Source organism: Anthropogastromicrobium aceti, assembly GCF_020687335.1.
GTDB lineage: Bacteria > Bacillota > Clostridia > Lachnospirales > Lachnospiraceae > Anthropogastromicrobium > Anthropogastromicrobium aceti.
In genome coordinates, this window is sequence record NZ_JAJEQN010000029.1 from 1 (window position 1) to 14,630 (window position 14,630).

At 41.0% G+C, this 14,630-nt stretch carries 13 protein-coding genes and 2 pseudogenes; 6 read left to right on the forward strand and 9 right to left on the reverse strand.

Features of this window, described 5'->3' with window-relative positions; genetic code table 11:
- Nucleotides 1-484 precede the first annotated feature (484 nt).
- The 3 genes and pseudogenes from LKD48_RS11090 to LKD48_RS11100 all read left to right on the forward strand — a co-directional run.
- On the forward strand, nucleotides 485-2,677 hold the full coding sequence (locus LKD48_RS11090) for an RHS repeat domain-containing protein (RefSeq protein WP_308732052.1): 2,193 nt from the start codon (nucleotides 485-487) through the stop codon (nucleotides 2,675-2,677).
- Between the two features lie 66 nt (nucleotides 2,678-2,743).
- Nucleotides 2,744-3,388 (forward strand): hypothetical protein, encoded by a 645-nt coding sequence (locus tag LKD48_RS11095; RefSeq protein WP_308732053.1) that lies wholly within the window; start codon nucleotides 2,744-2,746, stop codon nucleotides 3,386-3,388.
- Nucleotides 3,389-3,656: 268 nt separating this feature from the next.
- A pseudogene (locus tag LKD48_RS11100) lies at nucleotides 3,657-3,902 on the forward strand (hypothetical protein); the annotation flags it as partial.
- Between the two features lie 95 nt (nucleotides 3,903-3,997).
- Here LKD48_RS11100 and LKD48_RS11105 read toward each other — a convergent pair.
- On the reverse strand, nucleotides 3,998-4,648 hold the full coding sequence (locus LKD48_RS11105) for a hypothetical protein (protein WP_025579830.1): 651 nt from the start codon (nucleotides 4,646-4,648) through the stop codon (nucleotides 3,998-4,000).
- Nucleotides 4,649-4,960: 312 nt separating this feature from the next.
- Between LKD48_RS11105 and LKD48_RS11110 the strand changes: the two genes are divergently transcribed.
- Nucleotides 4,961-5,200 (forward strand): DUF6061 family protein, encoded by a 240-nt coding sequence (locus LKD48_RS11110; protein ID WP_003505342.1) that lies wholly within the window; start codon nucleotides 4,961-4,963, stop codon nucleotides 5,198-5,200.
- 211 nt (nucleotides 5,201-5,411) lie between these two features.
- On the opposite strand, the gene LKD48_RS16550 is transcribed toward LKD48_RS11110, so the two are convergent.
- The 8 genes and pseudogenes from LKD48_RS16550 to LKD48_RS11150 form a co-directional block, all read right to left on the reverse strand.
- Entirely contained in the window at nucleotides 5,412-5,639 is a 228-nt protein-coding gene (locus LKD48_RS16550; protein ID WP_055167138.1) for an IS3 family transposase, read from the reverse strand.
- Between the two features lie 52 nt (nucleotides 5,640-5,691).
- Nucleotides 5,692-7,287: pseudogene (locus tag LKD48_RS11120) on the reverse strand (recombinase family protein); the annotation flags it as partial.
- A 123-nt stretch (nucleotides 7,288-7,410) separates the two neighbouring features.
- Nucleotides 7,411-7,773: a hypothetical protein gene (locus tag LKD48_RS11125; protein WP_055145343.1), complete on the reverse strand. Its 363-nt coding sequence runs from the start codon at nucleotides 7,771-7,773 to the stop codon at nucleotides 7,411-7,413.
- A 42-nt stretch (nucleotides 7,774-7,815) separates the two neighbouring features.
- Complete coding sequence (locus LKD48_RS11130; RefSeq protein WP_055145341.1) at nucleotides 7,816-10,320, reverse strand: ABC transporter permease; 2,505 nt, start codon at nucleotides 10,318-10,320, stop codon at nucleotides 7,816-7,818.
- Nucleotides 10,320-11,000, reverse strand: coding sequence for an ABC transporter ATP-binding protein (locus LKD48_RS11135; RefSeq protein WP_055145338.1), 681 nt, complete (start codon nucleotides 10,998-11,000; stop codon nucleotides 10,320-10,322). The genes LKD48_RS11130 and LKD48_RS11135 overlap by 1 nt, the downstream gene beginning before the upstream one ends.
- A 100-nt stretch (nucleotides 11,001-11,100) precedes the next feature.
- Nucleotides 11,101-12,108 carry a sensor histidine kinase gene (locus tag LKD48_RS11140; RefSeq protein ID WP_055145335.1) on the reverse strand — a complete coding sequence of 336 codons (1,008 nt, stop codon included), beginning with the start codon at nucleotides 12,106-12,108 and terminating at the stop codon, nucleotides 11,101-11,103.
- Nucleotide 12,109: 1 nt separating this feature from the next.
- Nucleotides 12,110-12,778 carry a response regulator transcription factor gene (locus tag LKD48_RS11145; protein WP_055145332.1) on the reverse strand — a complete coding sequence of 223 codons (669 nt, stop codon included), beginning with the start codon at nucleotides 12,776-12,778 and terminating at the stop codon, nucleotides 12,110-12,112.
- A complete protein-coding gene (locus LKD48_RS11150; protein WP_055145329.1) occupies nucleotides 12,775-12,987 on the reverse strand; it encodes a helix-turn-helix domain-containing protein in 213 nt (70 codons plus the stop codon). Before LKD48_RS11150 ends, LKD48_RS11145 begins: the two co-directional genes overlap by 4 nt.
- Nucleotides 12,988-13,379: 392 nt before the next feature.
- Here LKD48_RS11150 and LKD48_RS11155 point away from each other — a divergent pair, with 392 nt between their 5' ends.
- Both LKD48_RS11155 and LKD48_RS11160 read left to right on the forward strand, forming a co-directional pair.
- Nucleotides 13,380-13,949: an RNA polymerase sigma factor gene (locus tag LKD48_RS11155; RefSeq protein WP_227338914.1), complete on the forward strand. Its 570-nt coding sequence runs from the start codon at nucleotides 13,380-13,382 to the stop codon at nucleotides 13,947-13,949.
- Nucleotides 13,946-14,614 carry a hypothetical protein gene (locus LKD48_RS11160; protein ID WP_055145323.1) on the forward strand — a complete coding sequence of 223 codons (669 nt, stop codon included), beginning with the start codon at nucleotides 13,946-13,948 and terminating at the stop codon, nucleotides 14,612-14,614. The genes LKD48_RS11155 and LKD48_RS11160 overlap by 4 nt, the downstream gene beginning before the upstream one ends.
- Nucleotides 14,615-14,630: the final 16 nt, after the last annotated feature.

Below are 14,630 nucleotides of genomic sequence, written 5' to 3' on the forward strand. Positions count from 1 at the left end.
GATATGAAAGAAATACTAAAAATTATAAAAGAAGGAAAATATTATATTGGTACAGAAAATAGAGAAGAAGATTAATGTGCTAGTCAAATAAGCTAGAGTGGTAGTTAAAAATGACTTTTTAACTGGGTAGGGGGTGCGGATGATCCTGGTGTGATCTTTGCGAAGCCACAGGAATTAGGAAGCAAAAATCTGTGAGCCATGGTGACAGGGACGGTGGTTCAAAATGTGTCAATACTGGTTCGATATGTGTCCCTAATAAAAAGTCTGAAAGTTCAAGAAAAGAGCTTTCAGGCTTTTTTGTGTTTACTAGAATGTAGTCGAGTAGGGAAAAGAACAAAAGTTTGCAAACTTGAGCCACCAGGGACACTAATCAAACCATCGTACCTGTCCTCAATGTGGTCATGATGAGGGAGACCGAATTAAGAGTATCAAGCATGGTGGAACCACTTACGCATTTGAGTATGATGGATTTGGAAACCAGACAATGGTAAAGGCGGGCGACAAGACTCTTGAAAGTTACCGCTATGCACCAAACAATGGTCCACTCAAGACAGTTACCTATGGAAATGGCGATACGCAAGAAATTCTGTATGACAAAGAGGCGCGTATCAAGTCCAGACGTTGGAATGGTCAGAGTACCGACACCGTGCGCTATGAATATGATGCCTATGGCAGTCTGGAAAAGGAAACCGATCTGGTAAATGGACGAATTGACAAAGATCAGTATGACATGACCGGAAGACTCGTACAGAGTACTACATTGGAGAAGAATACCGGGGCAGCAGGTGAGCCGACCGTGGCAAACACTCATACAGTGCAGTCACTTGAGATTGGTTATGACAGTTATAATCGCGTAAATCGACTGGTGCAGAGTCTGGAGGGATCAAAGATAAAGACCGGTTTGGTGTATGGTGATGCATCAAAGACACAGCGACCGGGATTATCCTATGGACTTACTGTCGATGGAACACAGAGACAAAGTTTAGCTTATGATGCGATGGCACGATGCACAAAGGAAACTGTGACACTTCCGGGTGGACAGAAGCGAGAAAACTGCTTTACTTATGGAACCCTTCGTCATCTGACCGATACTGACAGTCTTCTTTCTGCGATGTCAAATGGAACCGAGAGCTGGAGCTATGAGTATGACAATGTGGGAAACATCACAAAGATTACATCCGGTACGAAGGTCATCACCTATCAGTATGATGAACTCAATCAGCTGATTCGTGAAAACAATGGTGTACTTGGAATTACGGTGCTTTATGCCTACGATGCAGGCGGCAACATGACTTCCCGAAAGACATATGCCTATACAGAGGGAGCGGTTTCAACGGTACAGACACAGGATCTTTTTACCTATCGCACCGATGGCTGGAAGGATCAGTTACTGTCCTGGAATGGAAAGAGCTATGCCTATGATGCAGGCGGTAATCCGACTGTGCTGCGAGGAATGGCACTGACCTGGGGAGAAGGACACCGTTTAAAAAGAATTGCTGCAACAGCAGGAGAGGTTACCTTTGCTTATGACAGCGATGGAAAGCGTGTAAGAAAGACAAGCGGAGAGAATACCACAACGTATTATTACAATGGAAATGTGCTGAGTGGTCTGGTGAGAAAAGCAGCCAAGGATGCAGGAACTACAGGAACGGGTACTACGGTACAGTTTGTATATGATACGCAGGGAAAGCCATTTATGCTGCGATTAAATGGAAAGACTGATTACTTCTATCTGTATAATGGCCTCGGAGATATTACCGGTCTGGTTGACAGCAGCAATCAGGTAGTGGTAAGATACCAGTATAACAGCTGGGGTAAGGTTACTTCATCAGAAGATACCAGTGGAGTTTCTCTTGCAACGCTGAATCCGTTCTGCTACCGCAAGTATGTCTACGATCCAGAGACAGGACTGTATTGTCTGGGAAGCCGCTATTACGATCCAGAAGTTGGAAGGTTTGTGAATGCGGATGACACGGATGTGATCTTTGCAAAGCCACAGGAATTAGGAAGCAAAAATCTGTACGCATACTGCGATAATAATCCAGTAGCAAGAGAAGATTATGCAGGAGAGTTTCCAATTCCATGTATTGTCGGCGCTGTTGTTGGAGCTGCAGTTAGTGGATTTTCTTATGTGCTTACTAGTGGAGGAGAAATTGATGGTGTTGAGCTGGCAAAATCATGCTTAGTAGGTGCAATTTCAGGAGCATTAGCGCCACTGGATCCAATGTCACCAATAAAAAAGATAAAACCAATAGTAGCGTGTGCAGCAGTAATTAATGGAATTAATACTGCAATTAATACGGAAGGAGACATTGGAACTCGTCTTATTTGTGGAGCATTTGAAGCTGGGGCTACATATATTTCAGGTGTTACAGCTAATAATTGGACAGGAGGAAAAGTAGTTTTGGAAACGGTATCTGCAAAGATAATTGGAAATGCAGCAGTTGGCTATACGGTTGGTCAAACAGCGGAGCTTGCGGCAATAGGAGCTTCGGCAGCAGTAAAATCAGGTGTGAATGCGTTAAAGAAAACAAATTCTGCAACGTCTAATGCGAGAACCACTAAACGGTCAAATACCAGAGTGATAACAACAGTATCCGGAAGAAAAAAGGTTATCCATAAAGTGAAGAAGCCAACAAGACGAAATACAAAGTTTCAGCGAGTATGTATGGCATAAACTAAAATAAAAAGACAATGTTCAGGCAGGAGATTACTCCTGCCTGAGCGGCGCGAAGGGAGAATTATGAAGAAACGGTGTATTTGGAATTGGTATAGAAAAAGAAAAATAGAATATTTAGATGAAGAGGATAGATGGTTTAAGTATTTAGAAATGTTAGTAATTGGAATATTTATCGTCATTGGAGTTGTAGGGCCAATTGCAGTATTAGGGGTATTTGCTTGGCAAGGTTGGCAGGATATGATAAAAGATCAAATGACATTTCAAAATACAATGATTCTTGAAGGATTTAAATTTATAGTTTTATTACCTGTTTTGATTTTTTTTGAATATATTATTTACGCACAAGTATATAACGGTATAACTTCTTCTGGAGTTTATTATTTAAACGAAAGGGGAATTCAACTTGAATATTGTATGCATATTTGTAGAGAAATAAGATGGGATGGAATTGATCGGATTGAGCGAAGAACTATAGATACTGGAGCAAAATATCCATTTGATGAAAATGAGATCTTTTTTATCTGTAAAAAAGGGTGCAGTGAAAAAGAGAAAAAACCAAAAACGAGAAGTGCATACTTTTATGTTAATCATAGGAAACGAGTTCTGCTGATAGGTTATTCTAAGGAACGCGAGGAGGAATTTTACCAGTATTGGAACAAAGAAATCCGAGATCAAAGAAAATGGACTCGAGGGATGAATCTTTTTTGAAACTTGAGAGATAGGAATTGGTACAAAATAAGTAAGTTTGTGCTTTAAGGATAGGTAAAATATTGGATTTTCAAGATTCAATATACCTTAGAAGAATGGGAATCTTTAGAATTGGAATAAGCCATGATGACAGGGACGGTGGCTCAAAATGTGTCACTACTGGTTCGATACAAATGCAGGGTCAGGAACCGGCAACAAAAAATAAAGATAATTAAAATTTTATAAAAGTTTAATTATGAAAAATTTATGGTACCTGACCCCAATGTGACGGGAAGCCCACAAAAAGGATAGTGAAAGTGCCCCACAGACCACCGTTGCCGATGAACTGAAAGAAAATCTGGAAGCGGTCGAAAAATTCAAGGGTAGTCGGGATGAAAAGCTGGTCATCCTTTATTGCAAGCAACTCGGTATCAACTATAAAAATCTGTCGGAAGAAGAATTCCGCTGGCTCATTCGGATTCTCAAAAAATCAAAGAAAATGGGAACGCCTATCAGCCAGAGGAAAAAACGGTAACAAAAAACCGCTGTTGCATGGTTGTGTTAGCTTCCATGTAGCAGCGGTTTATGCTGTGGTTATTCAGTTGAAATTTCAGAAAGACAGGCTGGAATTTATGAACTTAATGCCGTTACCAATGATAAATATCTTTCTGTCTTTTTCTTAATATCATCTTCACTAACACCATAATAGATATACAAATCTTTTGAAATTTTCTCAAACTGTTTCATTACTTTCTTGTTTCCAGAATAAGATATACCGAATATATTCCAAATATAATCTATCTCCATCTCAAGAGAATCATCACCGATTCTTATTTCATATAGATGAAAGTTCATAGGAATTACATTATCTGGCATTTCGGCAATCATTTCGCTTCGAGTCTTTATTTTACAAAAATATTCTCTGACAGATTCTTCATTAGAAACATCCGGCTTTGGAATATCCTTCATTTCACCTAAAACTTCTGGTTTATGCTGTAAAATCAAACTCTCCTTTAGGTTTTTTTGTTGTTCAATATATTTTCTCTCAGTTGAATTAGTTTCAATTAGATTGTAGGTATTCATTGCATATTGTACCAATTCATCAAGAGTATGTGAATCTGCAACCACTTTCTTCTCTACTATCTTACGTCTATATCTGTAGATAATATTTCGTATCCTTACTTTTAGAGGCTTTTTCCGTGTTCTGCCAGCTATAAAAATACTTGTTGGGCCATCTGCACCACCTATTATTGAAACTTCACTTTTGCTTTTTTCTTTCATAAGTGTTCATCCTCGCAAATTGGAATTGAGATTTCATATATTCCAAGGGATTTAATAACTGTTATATTTTATTATCAAATATCTCTCAATCCCTTGAAAACACAAAGTTTATCGCAGGTGAGCTTTCCCTTATTGTTTCCCTTGCGTTATATCGTCCCACCAGTGTTTACGAACTCTGATAAGGGCAAAAACAAGGGCAAGAAAATTATATAAAACAGTATAACACAAAATAAAAGTGACATTGTGAACTGATTGAAATGCTTCTGATTTTTGCAACAAATGATTGATTTAACGATAAGGAGATTTGATACGATGAGAACAATATTTGCAGAATACAATCCCAAGCGCAACAGTATTGATGTTTACACCTCTGTTGGCTATATGCTCCGCATTGACTGTTGGGAAGCTGAAAAGAACTTAAAAACCACACCAGGATCAGACTGTGCATTAAACGCACTCGCCATTGATGAACCTCTTGAATATGCCAAATTATATCTTGATGGAAATTTGCAGATGTGGGTAGATGCGGAAGACTCATTAGATATTTTTTAATTTTTAAACAAATACAACAGTTTAAATCGCTATTAACCACAATATTTCCGGAAAATTCATCATAGGTTTGTGCAAATGCAAAGAAACGGCGGCTCTGAAAATCAAAGCCGCCGTTTCATAGGCGCGTGAAAATGTGTGGTGTGCGCCCCGTCAAGTAGACAATTAAAAAAATATAGGTTTTTTGCTACCCAGATCATGCTGGGTAGCATTTTTATGCTGCCATAAGCATGTCATGGTATTCCATTGGCGTTAGAATACCGAGACCTCGTTGAGGTCTGTCATTTCTGTAATAATCTATATATTCAACAATCGCGGAGACTAATTCTTCTCTACTATGAAATTTCTTCTTGTAATACATTTCTCGTTTTAAAATTCCCCAGAACCCTTCCATTGGACCATTGTCTGTACAATGAGCAACACGTGACATACTTTGAGTCATTCCAGCTTGTTCCAGTTTATGATGAAATGCCCTGGACGTATATTTGCTGGGGTTAGATAGCGATACTTTTTACATCTACCATGTTGCGGCGGTCATGGTTGACAACTTGCGTCGGCTCCTGCTCGGTATCAACCTGTCCGACAAAGCTATAATGGATTTCGATTTTCCGGGTGTTGGTTTCCCGGTCTAATTCATGTATCAAAATACGGTCGATAAACTCATGGACGTTTTCATAGGTCAATTCCTGTATGTCGCTGTATTTCCCGACAATCTGAATAAACCTTGATATATCCCTTTTTCGCTCGGTAACGGTTGCGATCTGCTGTTGTAACTCGTCTATCCTTGCGGCAAGGGATTTCTTTTCGTCCTCATAGCCGGAAGTTAGAAACACAAACCGTTCATCTGTCAGTCTGCCTAATGCGTTGTCCTCATACAGCTTGCGGAAAAGCGTGTCAAGTTCGGTCATACGCGCCTGTGCTTTGAAAAGTTCCTTTTGCTGCTGCGCTAATGCCTTTCTCGCTTCCATGTCGCCGTACTCGGTAGCTTTACAGATAAAGTCCTGTTCGTGTTCCTTAACATACCGCAAAACCCGCCGCATATCTTCCAGCACTAAATCAAGAAGTACGTTTTTGCGGATATAATGAGAGGTACACTCGCTGCCTGTCCTTGCCCTGTTGCGCCATGCGCCGCAAGAATAGGAAAACTTGCGCGGCTCGATATTTACGCCCTGTTGGTAATACATCTTATGTCTGCAACCAGCGCAAAACAGCAAGCCGGAAAAAATATCAATCTCCGCTGCTTTTGTCGGGCGGTGGCGGGTAGCAATCCGCTTTTGCGCAAGTTCAAAGGTTTCCTCGTCAACAAGCGGCTCATGGGTGTTTGGGAAGAAATAGCGTTGTTCTTCTTCGTTCTTCCGGGTCTTTTTCGACTTGTAGGATACCTTGTGAGTTTTCGCGGTTATGGTATGCCCTAAATATTCCTGCCTTGCTAATATGTCATAGAGCGTTTTGTCCGGCCAAGTATAGGGGGCGATCATTGCCCGCTGATACCGCGCCTGTCCTGTACGCTGATAGCGCAACGCTCCAATCGTCAAGACTTTGTTTTCCGCAAGCCATTTTTGGATTTCGCACATACGCACGCCGCTAACAAACATAGCGAAAACCTGTTTGACAATCGGCGCGGTTTCCGGGTCGGGTATAAGGTGGTGGCGGTTGTTCGGGTCTGGGATATAGCCGTATGGATATTCCCCGTTGACGCGCTCGCCTTTTTGCGCCTGTGCCTGTTTAACTGCGCGGATTTTCTTGCTTGTGTCGCGGGCGTAAAACTCGTTAAACCAGTTCCGCAAGGGGGTAAACTCGTTATCCTCCCGCGCTGTGTCAACTCCGTCGTTGATCGCGATATAGCGTACTCCGTTTTCGGGAAATACAATCTCTATGAGTTCGCCCGTTTTCAGATAGTTTCTGCCAAGACGGGAAAGGTCTTTGGTAATGACCGTCGCCACTCGTCCGGCTTCCACTTCCTGCAACATCGCTTGCAGCCCCTCGCGCTCAAAACTCACGCCGGAAAATCCGTCGTCCACAAAAAACTTTGTGTTCAAAAAATGGTGTTCGTCCGCATAGCGTTGAAGTATCATTTTTTGAGATGGAATTTGTCAAGGGGCTTTTCTGCAAAACACAATGTTTCTGAAAATAGCGTTCAAAATATATGCAGAGCCGTTAGTCCGCAGAGGATGCGAATTATCGGCTCAATGGTTTTCTTTTATTTGTAATCATTACTTTTCCAATTCCAGATATTCTTGTCCCATGAAGAAGATTTTCAATTCGTTTTGATCTACTTCTATCTCAAATTCTACACTACTATTTCCCTGTGTAACACAGATTATATCCGAGTAAGAAAAACTATAATATGCGTCACCGCAGGATAGACCCGAATCGGGCATATCTTTACTCACAGCAAGTTCCCCGTTTTCTTGAAAGGTAAATATCTCCTCAGCATTTGCATCCTTCCATGTGCCAATAATATCTTTTTCGTTCTGAATGCGATTTACTTTACCAACACATACAATGGCAAGTATAACTGCACCAACAGTCAAAGCAATGCCTGCAACTCTCTTTACCAGTTTCTTTTTACGCAATTTCTATTACCTCTGTTTCAGTTGCTTTGTTAGATTGAATGATTACATATTGCTCAATTTCAGTTCCTCTACAATTTCCACCTTTGATACGCTTCTAACAGCAAACAGCATAGCGATACATACCATAGCGCCGACAGCCATAACTGCAAGAGCATAAATACCGCCGTTCATATAAAAAGCAAATGGTGTCATACCCGACGATATGAAGTAGTAGATAGCACAATGAATCAAAAAGCTCACAGGCAACGCAAGAACCAATGCTTTTACGCCGTACAAAACAGCTTCGAGCAATAGCGTACATTTTAATCCTTTGGCAGTCATACCAACAGAACGCAGAACAGCAAATTCGCTTCTTCTCAAATGAATCGTATTCGAGATAGTGTTACAAACATTCAAGCTGATAATAACCGTCATCAGGATCGAGAACAGGCAGATTACCAGTTTTGCAATCGTATATACCTGTCTGGAATTATTCGTTGCGGCTGCAATGTCCACAGTTTGCGGAAATCCTCTGTCAGCCAGACATTCCATTGCTTCTTTATGCTGTGCTGTCTGTATTCTCATTTCCACATAGGCGTTATCATCTATCAGCAAGTTAAAATAACTTAAAGGCACGATGAGGACAGCTCGATCTCTCACAAACATGGATTGGATATTTGCATTTTCTTCTGAAACGATTTCTTCCACGATAATCGGCAAGGCATCCTCGGATGCCCCCAGCGGAATGATTTCTGTTCCCGGTTCAATAAGAAACGGTGAGCCTGCAATTACCCGATTTTGTGCCGAATTATAGTATCCCATAGTCTGATTGAGCAAAATTCCATGATTGAAATTTGTCACATCCAGACTGAATCCATTTTCATCGCAAAAAGAGACAAAATGTTCTTCGTCCAATCCTACGACATATACCTCTGCTTTCGTACCATTGATAAAATATCCTTGCATATCAGGATTGATTTGTTCCTGCGAAAATTCAGCGGTCATATATCGCTGAAAAGAATAGGAAACATCCGCAGTGATATTTTCATCCGATAATGCCCCGATTGCGACAGGAATATCTTTGTATTGAATCATCGAAATCACATCAGTATAACAGGAACCGTCCTCCTTCATATCCAAGGATGTCTGATAAAGCATAAAATCAGAGAAACTATATAAGGAAAGGGCAATTACCACCGACAAGAAAATAGAGCCGGTAATCGCTCGGAAGCGTTTTGGATTACGCTTAATATTTTTTGCTGCTAACGAACCATAAATGCCAAAAACCAAAGAAACGATTTTTCCGTCACGGAATTTCTTTCTTGATACCGCATTGTTAGACTGGCGGATCGCTTCAATAACTGTAATTTTAGCTGCTTGCTTCACAGGCTTTCTACTTCCGAAGTACAAAGAAGCAATGCCGGATAATCCGCTGACGAGCAGGATCAATCCGTTTACCTTCAAGGACAGTTCTACGATGCCAAAAGTGAATGTTTCTCCAAAAGCTGCCCTGACCACACTTAATAACAGAGCAGATAGCAGGATACCAACAACCAATCCAAAGGGTATGCTCACCACTCCCAAAAGGAAGGCTTCTAAATATACGCTAAGGCGTTTTTGCCCTTTTGTGGCTCCAATACTGGATAGCATTCCCATCTGCTTAATTCGTTCCTGTAAGGAAATGGAGAGGGCGTTGCTGATCATTGAAGCAGATGCAGCCATCAAAAGACAAACGACCATGACCACCAAAGCAATCAGTTTTGCAGCTCCTTTACCCCCGGTAATTCCATGATAGACTAACAATTCCGAATGAAACTTTGCTACATGACTGTCTACTGCCGCAGCCACTTCTTCGGCTTCTGTATAGATCGAATTGGATAAATTCTTTGCCTTGACATACGCAGCAAAATCGGATGCCGTTTTGTCAACACCTGCAAAGGCATTATAGTTTGCTGCGATTTTTGAGTCATTCACATCTGACAGAATACCAACAACTACATACGCTTTCTCTTTTGTTGGAACGAAGCTTTCTTCTTCGCCCCTATAATTTGTCAGCCCGGAAAGCTGGGCATTATATTCATCCCAAATTCTTGAACCAAGAGTTAAAGAAATCGTATCTCCAATCTCTGTATTCATGTTGTTTTTCTTCAAAAAAGATTCTGAAATAACAATCTCATTTTCATCTTGCGGGAAACGCCCTGCAAGCAAATACTGATTTAACGAAAATCTTTGGGTAAAGTTCTCGTCAATCTCGCCAACGGAGAGCATTGTACTGTTGGATTTCTCCCCGTAAAAACTGTTTCCGGCAAAGCGGAGAAGCGAAACTTCGCCTACATTGTTTTGACTATATAGCTCTTGAACCTGCTCCCAAGTCAAATCCTCCATGTAGTAGTCATAATCGCCACCATACACTTTTTCTTTCTCTTTCAAAAAATCAACCAACGACCATCCCCCACAGAGAATAGCGGTTATCATACTGATTGACAAAAGAATGGTTAAAAGTGTGAGTAGGGTACGCTTTTTATTCGACAACAGATTCCTGAGTGTAAGCATGAAAATCATATTCATCAGCGTATCACCTCATCCCTCACAAGTCTGCCATCCTGAATTTCCAGAATACGGTCTGCCTGCATTGCGATTTCACGGTCATGGGTAATCAGGATCATTGTCTGGCGATAGACTTCATTGGATTCACGCAGAAGTTTCATAATATCCCTTGTGTTCTCCGTGTCCAGATTTCCCGTTGGCTCATCCGCAAGGATAATCGCAGGTGCGTTAATCAACGCTCGTCCGATTGCCACTCTTTGTTGTTGACCGCCGGATAACTGACTTGGCAGGTGCTTTCTACGCTTTACCAGTTTGAGTGTGGATAGCAGTTCTTTCAAACGCTCCTGATTGATTTTACGCCCATCCAATCGAATCGGCAGCGTGATATTTTCCTCGACAGTCAAAACCGGGATCAGATTATAAAACTGATAGACAAGCCCAACCTGCCTTCTTCTGAATACAGCCAATTCATCTTCATTTTGCTCATAAACATCCTGTCCATCCACAAATACTTTTCCCGAAGTCGGTCTGTCAACACCACCTAAAATGTGCAACAGGGTAGACTTGCCAGACCCAGATGCTCCAATGATTGCAACAAACTCTCCTTTATCGACGGAAAAAGAAACATCTGACAAAGCATGGACAGGAGCATTGTCCATTTCATAGGTTTTGCAGATATTCTCTACTCTTAATATCTCCATAAAAAGTTCCTCCATATATTTTTGCAATTCAGTATAGCAAAGCCAAGTGACTGCTTCATTACTTTTTCATTACAAAAATGTCACTTAAAAAGGGGCTGCATTAAGCAGTCCCCCGATAAAAGCAGATTTCAAATTTTGCACCGCCTGACTCCCGATTTTTCGCTTGGATGACACCACCCTGATTGACAATGATCGTCTTTGCCAGAGCCAACCCCAAACCGGCATTACCGATTGTAGAGCCACTTCCTTGATAAAATCGGTCAAATAAATGGGGGATGTCTTTTTCCTGAAAACCTGTTCCGCTATCCTCTATAATGATCTGTGTCAAAAGAGGTCTTTCTATTGCCTTGATTTCGATAGTGCTGCCCTCTGGTGAATGTTCGATACAGTTTTTGATTACATTCCCCAAGGCTTCAGCAGTCCAATCAGTATCAAGAGATAGTTTTAATTCTGCCGGAATCACTTGCGTGATTGTCTGCATTTTTAATTCTGCCGCAATCTCCAGAGGACGAATTGCTTTTTCTACCACATCTTTTAAGTATACCGCCTGTGGCTTTAGAGTAATCGTTCCTGCATCCAGCTTGGATATTTTCAGAAGTGTGGCTATCAGCCACTCCATTCTTGATAAGAGCATAGTCTGTTCGCGGATCAGCTCATACCTTTCTTCGTCAGTCAGTTCCTCATTACACAGAGAAGCATTTAAGATATTCAGCGATGTCAAAGGTGTTTTTAATTGATGTGAAATATCGGCTAAAGCATTTGCCAAATTACCTTTCTCCATTTTCAGAGCTTCTGCCTGTTCAATAAGCCGTCTTGTCATCTTGGATATTTCATCATGTAAAACAGATAACTCACCTTCTTGAAACTGCCCAAAAGAAATTTTTTCATCTCCATGTAACAGCCTATCAATATGCAAACTAAAATCAGCAATTTTCTTGTATCTCTGATATGTGAAAAAGAGGGAAACTGCACTGGATGAAATGATAGCCGACAGAACAATCCACACAGCTTTGCTATCAACGATAATGCCAATGCCGCCCCAAAATAGAATAAGAATACTGCTGACAACAATTTGCCTTTTAACTTCTTTATTTCTGATAAAGTCCATATCAACCCACCTTATAGCCAAGCCCACGAACGGTAATTATGATTTCCGGCTCCTGCGGATTGGTTTCAATTTTGTCACGTAGCCTTTTCATATAGACAGTCAATGTATTATCATTGATAAACTCCCCAGTAGTGTCCCATAAAAGCTCCAACAATCTTCTGCGAGAAAGGACAATACCTTTGTTACGCAAAAAGACTAACAGCAACTTATATTCCATAGCAGACAACAAAATCTCTTTCCCATTCTTTGATACGGTTGCTTGATTTGTGTCCACAACTAAGTCGAGGTAACTGATAATGTTTTGTGTGTTCTTAGTTCTCCTTAATACGCTGTTGATCCTTGAAAGCAGTTCTCTTGGTCTGAACGGTTTGCTGATATAATCGTCAGCCCCCATATCTAACCCAGCCACAACACTATATTCATCATCAGAAGCCGTTAAGAAAATAACTGGCATAGTTCCTCTTTCTTTAATTGCAGAACAAACAGAAAAACCATTTCCGTTTGATAATTGAATGTCCACCAAGGCTATATCGTATTGGTCGCTATCCAATTTTTCTATTGCTTCTTTTTGACCGGGAGCATTTTCGATTTTGAACCCTTCATTTCCTAAATAGTCTGATAATGAGGATACGATACTTTGGTCATCCTCCACTAATAACAATTTACTCATCGTGTGTTCTCCTTGTTGTCAGCTATAAATTCATTTTTATTTTGTTTATATCTTCCATCAGCCGGCTTTTGGGCATCTTGGGGAATTAGCCATGCACGAGGTAGCCGAACAATTCCATCAATGCGATTCTCCTCACACAGCTTTTGAACACGACGCACCGATATTCCCCAAAGTTTAGCCGCATCCTGTACTGTCATGTATTCAAACATAGTTTACCTCCGCATCAAATAGTTATATATATTATATACGCACAAACGAACAATATCAATGGGCTGTTTGTAAACACTTAAACACTAACTGTGTACGAATTAACTCGGCGCTAACAATTTCCGTCATCCTGTTTCGGATATTATTTATTTTTCCACCCAACCCATTCTGTCCGGGCAGCTACCTTTAATTTTTTGTTACGCCTCCTCTGCTGCGAGCAACTCTACCAAAACCGAAGGACCATATTTTCAGACTGCCGAGCGACCTCGACTGGTGCCAAACGATTTTGCTGAGGCGATAGAAAATAGAATTGCAATGTACTATAATAAAGGTGTGAAATTTTCCCTCGCTTCTGTAAGATTGTCCGCCAGATCCATAGTACATAGGTGAGGAGGTGGATACCTTGTTAGAGGATGTGAAGATCATTGAACTGTTCTTTGCTCGTACTGAGCAGGCAATAGCTGAACTTGCTGCAAAATACGGTTCAACTTGCAAAAGAATTGCAAACAACATTTTGAAATGCGAACCCGACGCAGAAGAATGTGTAAATGATACATACCTTGCTGCGTGGAATGCAATTCCTCCAGAAAGACCTGACCCACTCAGAACCTATATTTTTCGTATTACCCGCAATATCGCTACCGCAAAATACCACGCAAATACTGCACTAAAGCGAAACAGTTACTATGATGTTGCACTTGATGAGTTGGAAGAGTGCCTAACTTCTGCATCTACTATTGAACAGGAAGTGGATGCAAAGGAGCTGTCACAGGAAATTGATCGTTTCCTTGACAGCTTGGATCAGGAAAGCAGGGTTATGTTTGTAGCAAGGTATTGGTACTCAGATAGCATTACAGAAATTGCAAAGAGGCTTCGTACAACAAATAACAATGTGTCTGTTCGCCTTTCCCGAATCAGAAGCAAACTTAAAAATCATTTACAGAAAGCGGGGTATGATTTATGACACGAAAGAACATCTCTGACGCCGTTGGTGGCATTGGTAGCCGTCATATCGAAGAAACGGCGAGTTATCAGGCAAAGAAACAAAAAAGCATTTGGCTGAAATTTGGGGCAATTGCTGCGTGTCTCTGTCTAATCGTGGTGGGAGTGTTTAGTATGGGATTATTCGGCAAAAGTACAGAAACAGCTACATTAGGTGATGGAACTACCATATCTTTCACTAAAGCAGATACGGTAGCCTCTGCTCTGAGTTTGAACTTGCAAGCACGAGCATTGACCAAAGATGAGGTTCAGACTATTTTCGGTGATCTTCCGATTTCCGGAGATGCCCTCTTTACCTTGGACGATGTAGCATTTGTTGGCTTTGATGGTCATTACAGCGATATGAAATTTGTTGTTTCGCTGTCTGGGAACAATCTTATGGATACTACCGTAATTGGCAAGGGAAATGTATCTATGGTTGGAGATACGCCAGTTAAAGCTGGCTACTTCGTTACAAATGCAAACAGCGAAGGAATTAAGACTGTGATCTATTACGCCTATATCACATTTGATAACTATTCCATCTATATCGAAAATGCAGGCGGAGAAAGTGAAAGAGAGGCTGTTCGAGCGGAACTGATGGCAGCACTTGATAAGTTGTTGGAAAACTCTTTTGATTTTAAGTGATAGAATTCGATTAAAT

What these genes read in the sequence shown, in the direction of transcription:
- LKD48_RS11090 (WP_308732052.1), top strand. Translation starts at nt 485, where the DNA reads ATGGTAAAGGCGGGCGACAAGACTCTTGAAAGTTACCGCTATGCACCA.
- LKD48_RS11095 (WP_308732053.1), top strand. Translation starts at nt 2,744, where the DNA reads ATGAAGAAACGGTGTATTTGGAATTGGTATAGAAAAAGAAAAATAGAA.
- LKD48_RS11105 (WP_025579830.1), bottom strand. Translation starts at nt 4,648, where the DNA reads ATGAAAGAAAAAAGCAAAAGTGAAGTTTCAATAATAGGTGGTGCAGAT.
- LKD48_RS11110 (WP_003505342.1), top strand. Translation starts at nt 4,961, where the DNA reads ATGAGAACAATATTTGCAGAATACAATCCCAAGCGCAACAGTATTGAT.
- LKD48_RS16550 (WP_055167138.1), bottom strand. Translation starts at nt 5,639, where the DNA reads ATGACTCAAAGTATGTCACGTGTTGCTCATTGTACAGACAATGGTCCA.
- LKD48_RS11130 (WP_055145341.1), bottom strand. Translation starts at nt 10,320, where the DNA reads ATGAATATGATTTTCATGCTTACACTCAGGAATCTGTTGTCGAATAAA.
- LKD48_RS11135 (WP_055145338.1), bottom strand. Translation starts at nt 11,000, where the DNA reads ATGGAGATATTAAGAGTAGAGAATATCTGCAAAACCTATGAAATGGAC.
- LKD48_RS11140 (WP_055145335.1), bottom strand. Translation starts at nt 12,108, where the DNA reads ATGGACTTTATCAGAAATAAAGAAGTTAAAAGGCAAATTGTTGTCAGC.
- LKD48_RS11145 (WP_055145332.1), bottom strand. Translation starts at nt 12,778, where the DNA reads ATGAGTAAATTGTTATTAGTGGAGGATGACCAAAGTATCGTATCCTCA.
- LKD48_RS11150 (WP_055145329.1), bottom strand. Translation starts at nt 12,987, where the DNA reads ATGTTTGAATACATGACAGTACAGGATGCGGCTAAACTTTGGGGAATA.
- LKD48_RS11160 (WP_055145323.1), top strand. Translation starts at nt 13,946, where the DNA reads ATGACACGAAAGAACATCTCTGACGCCGTTGGTGGCATTGGTAGCCGT.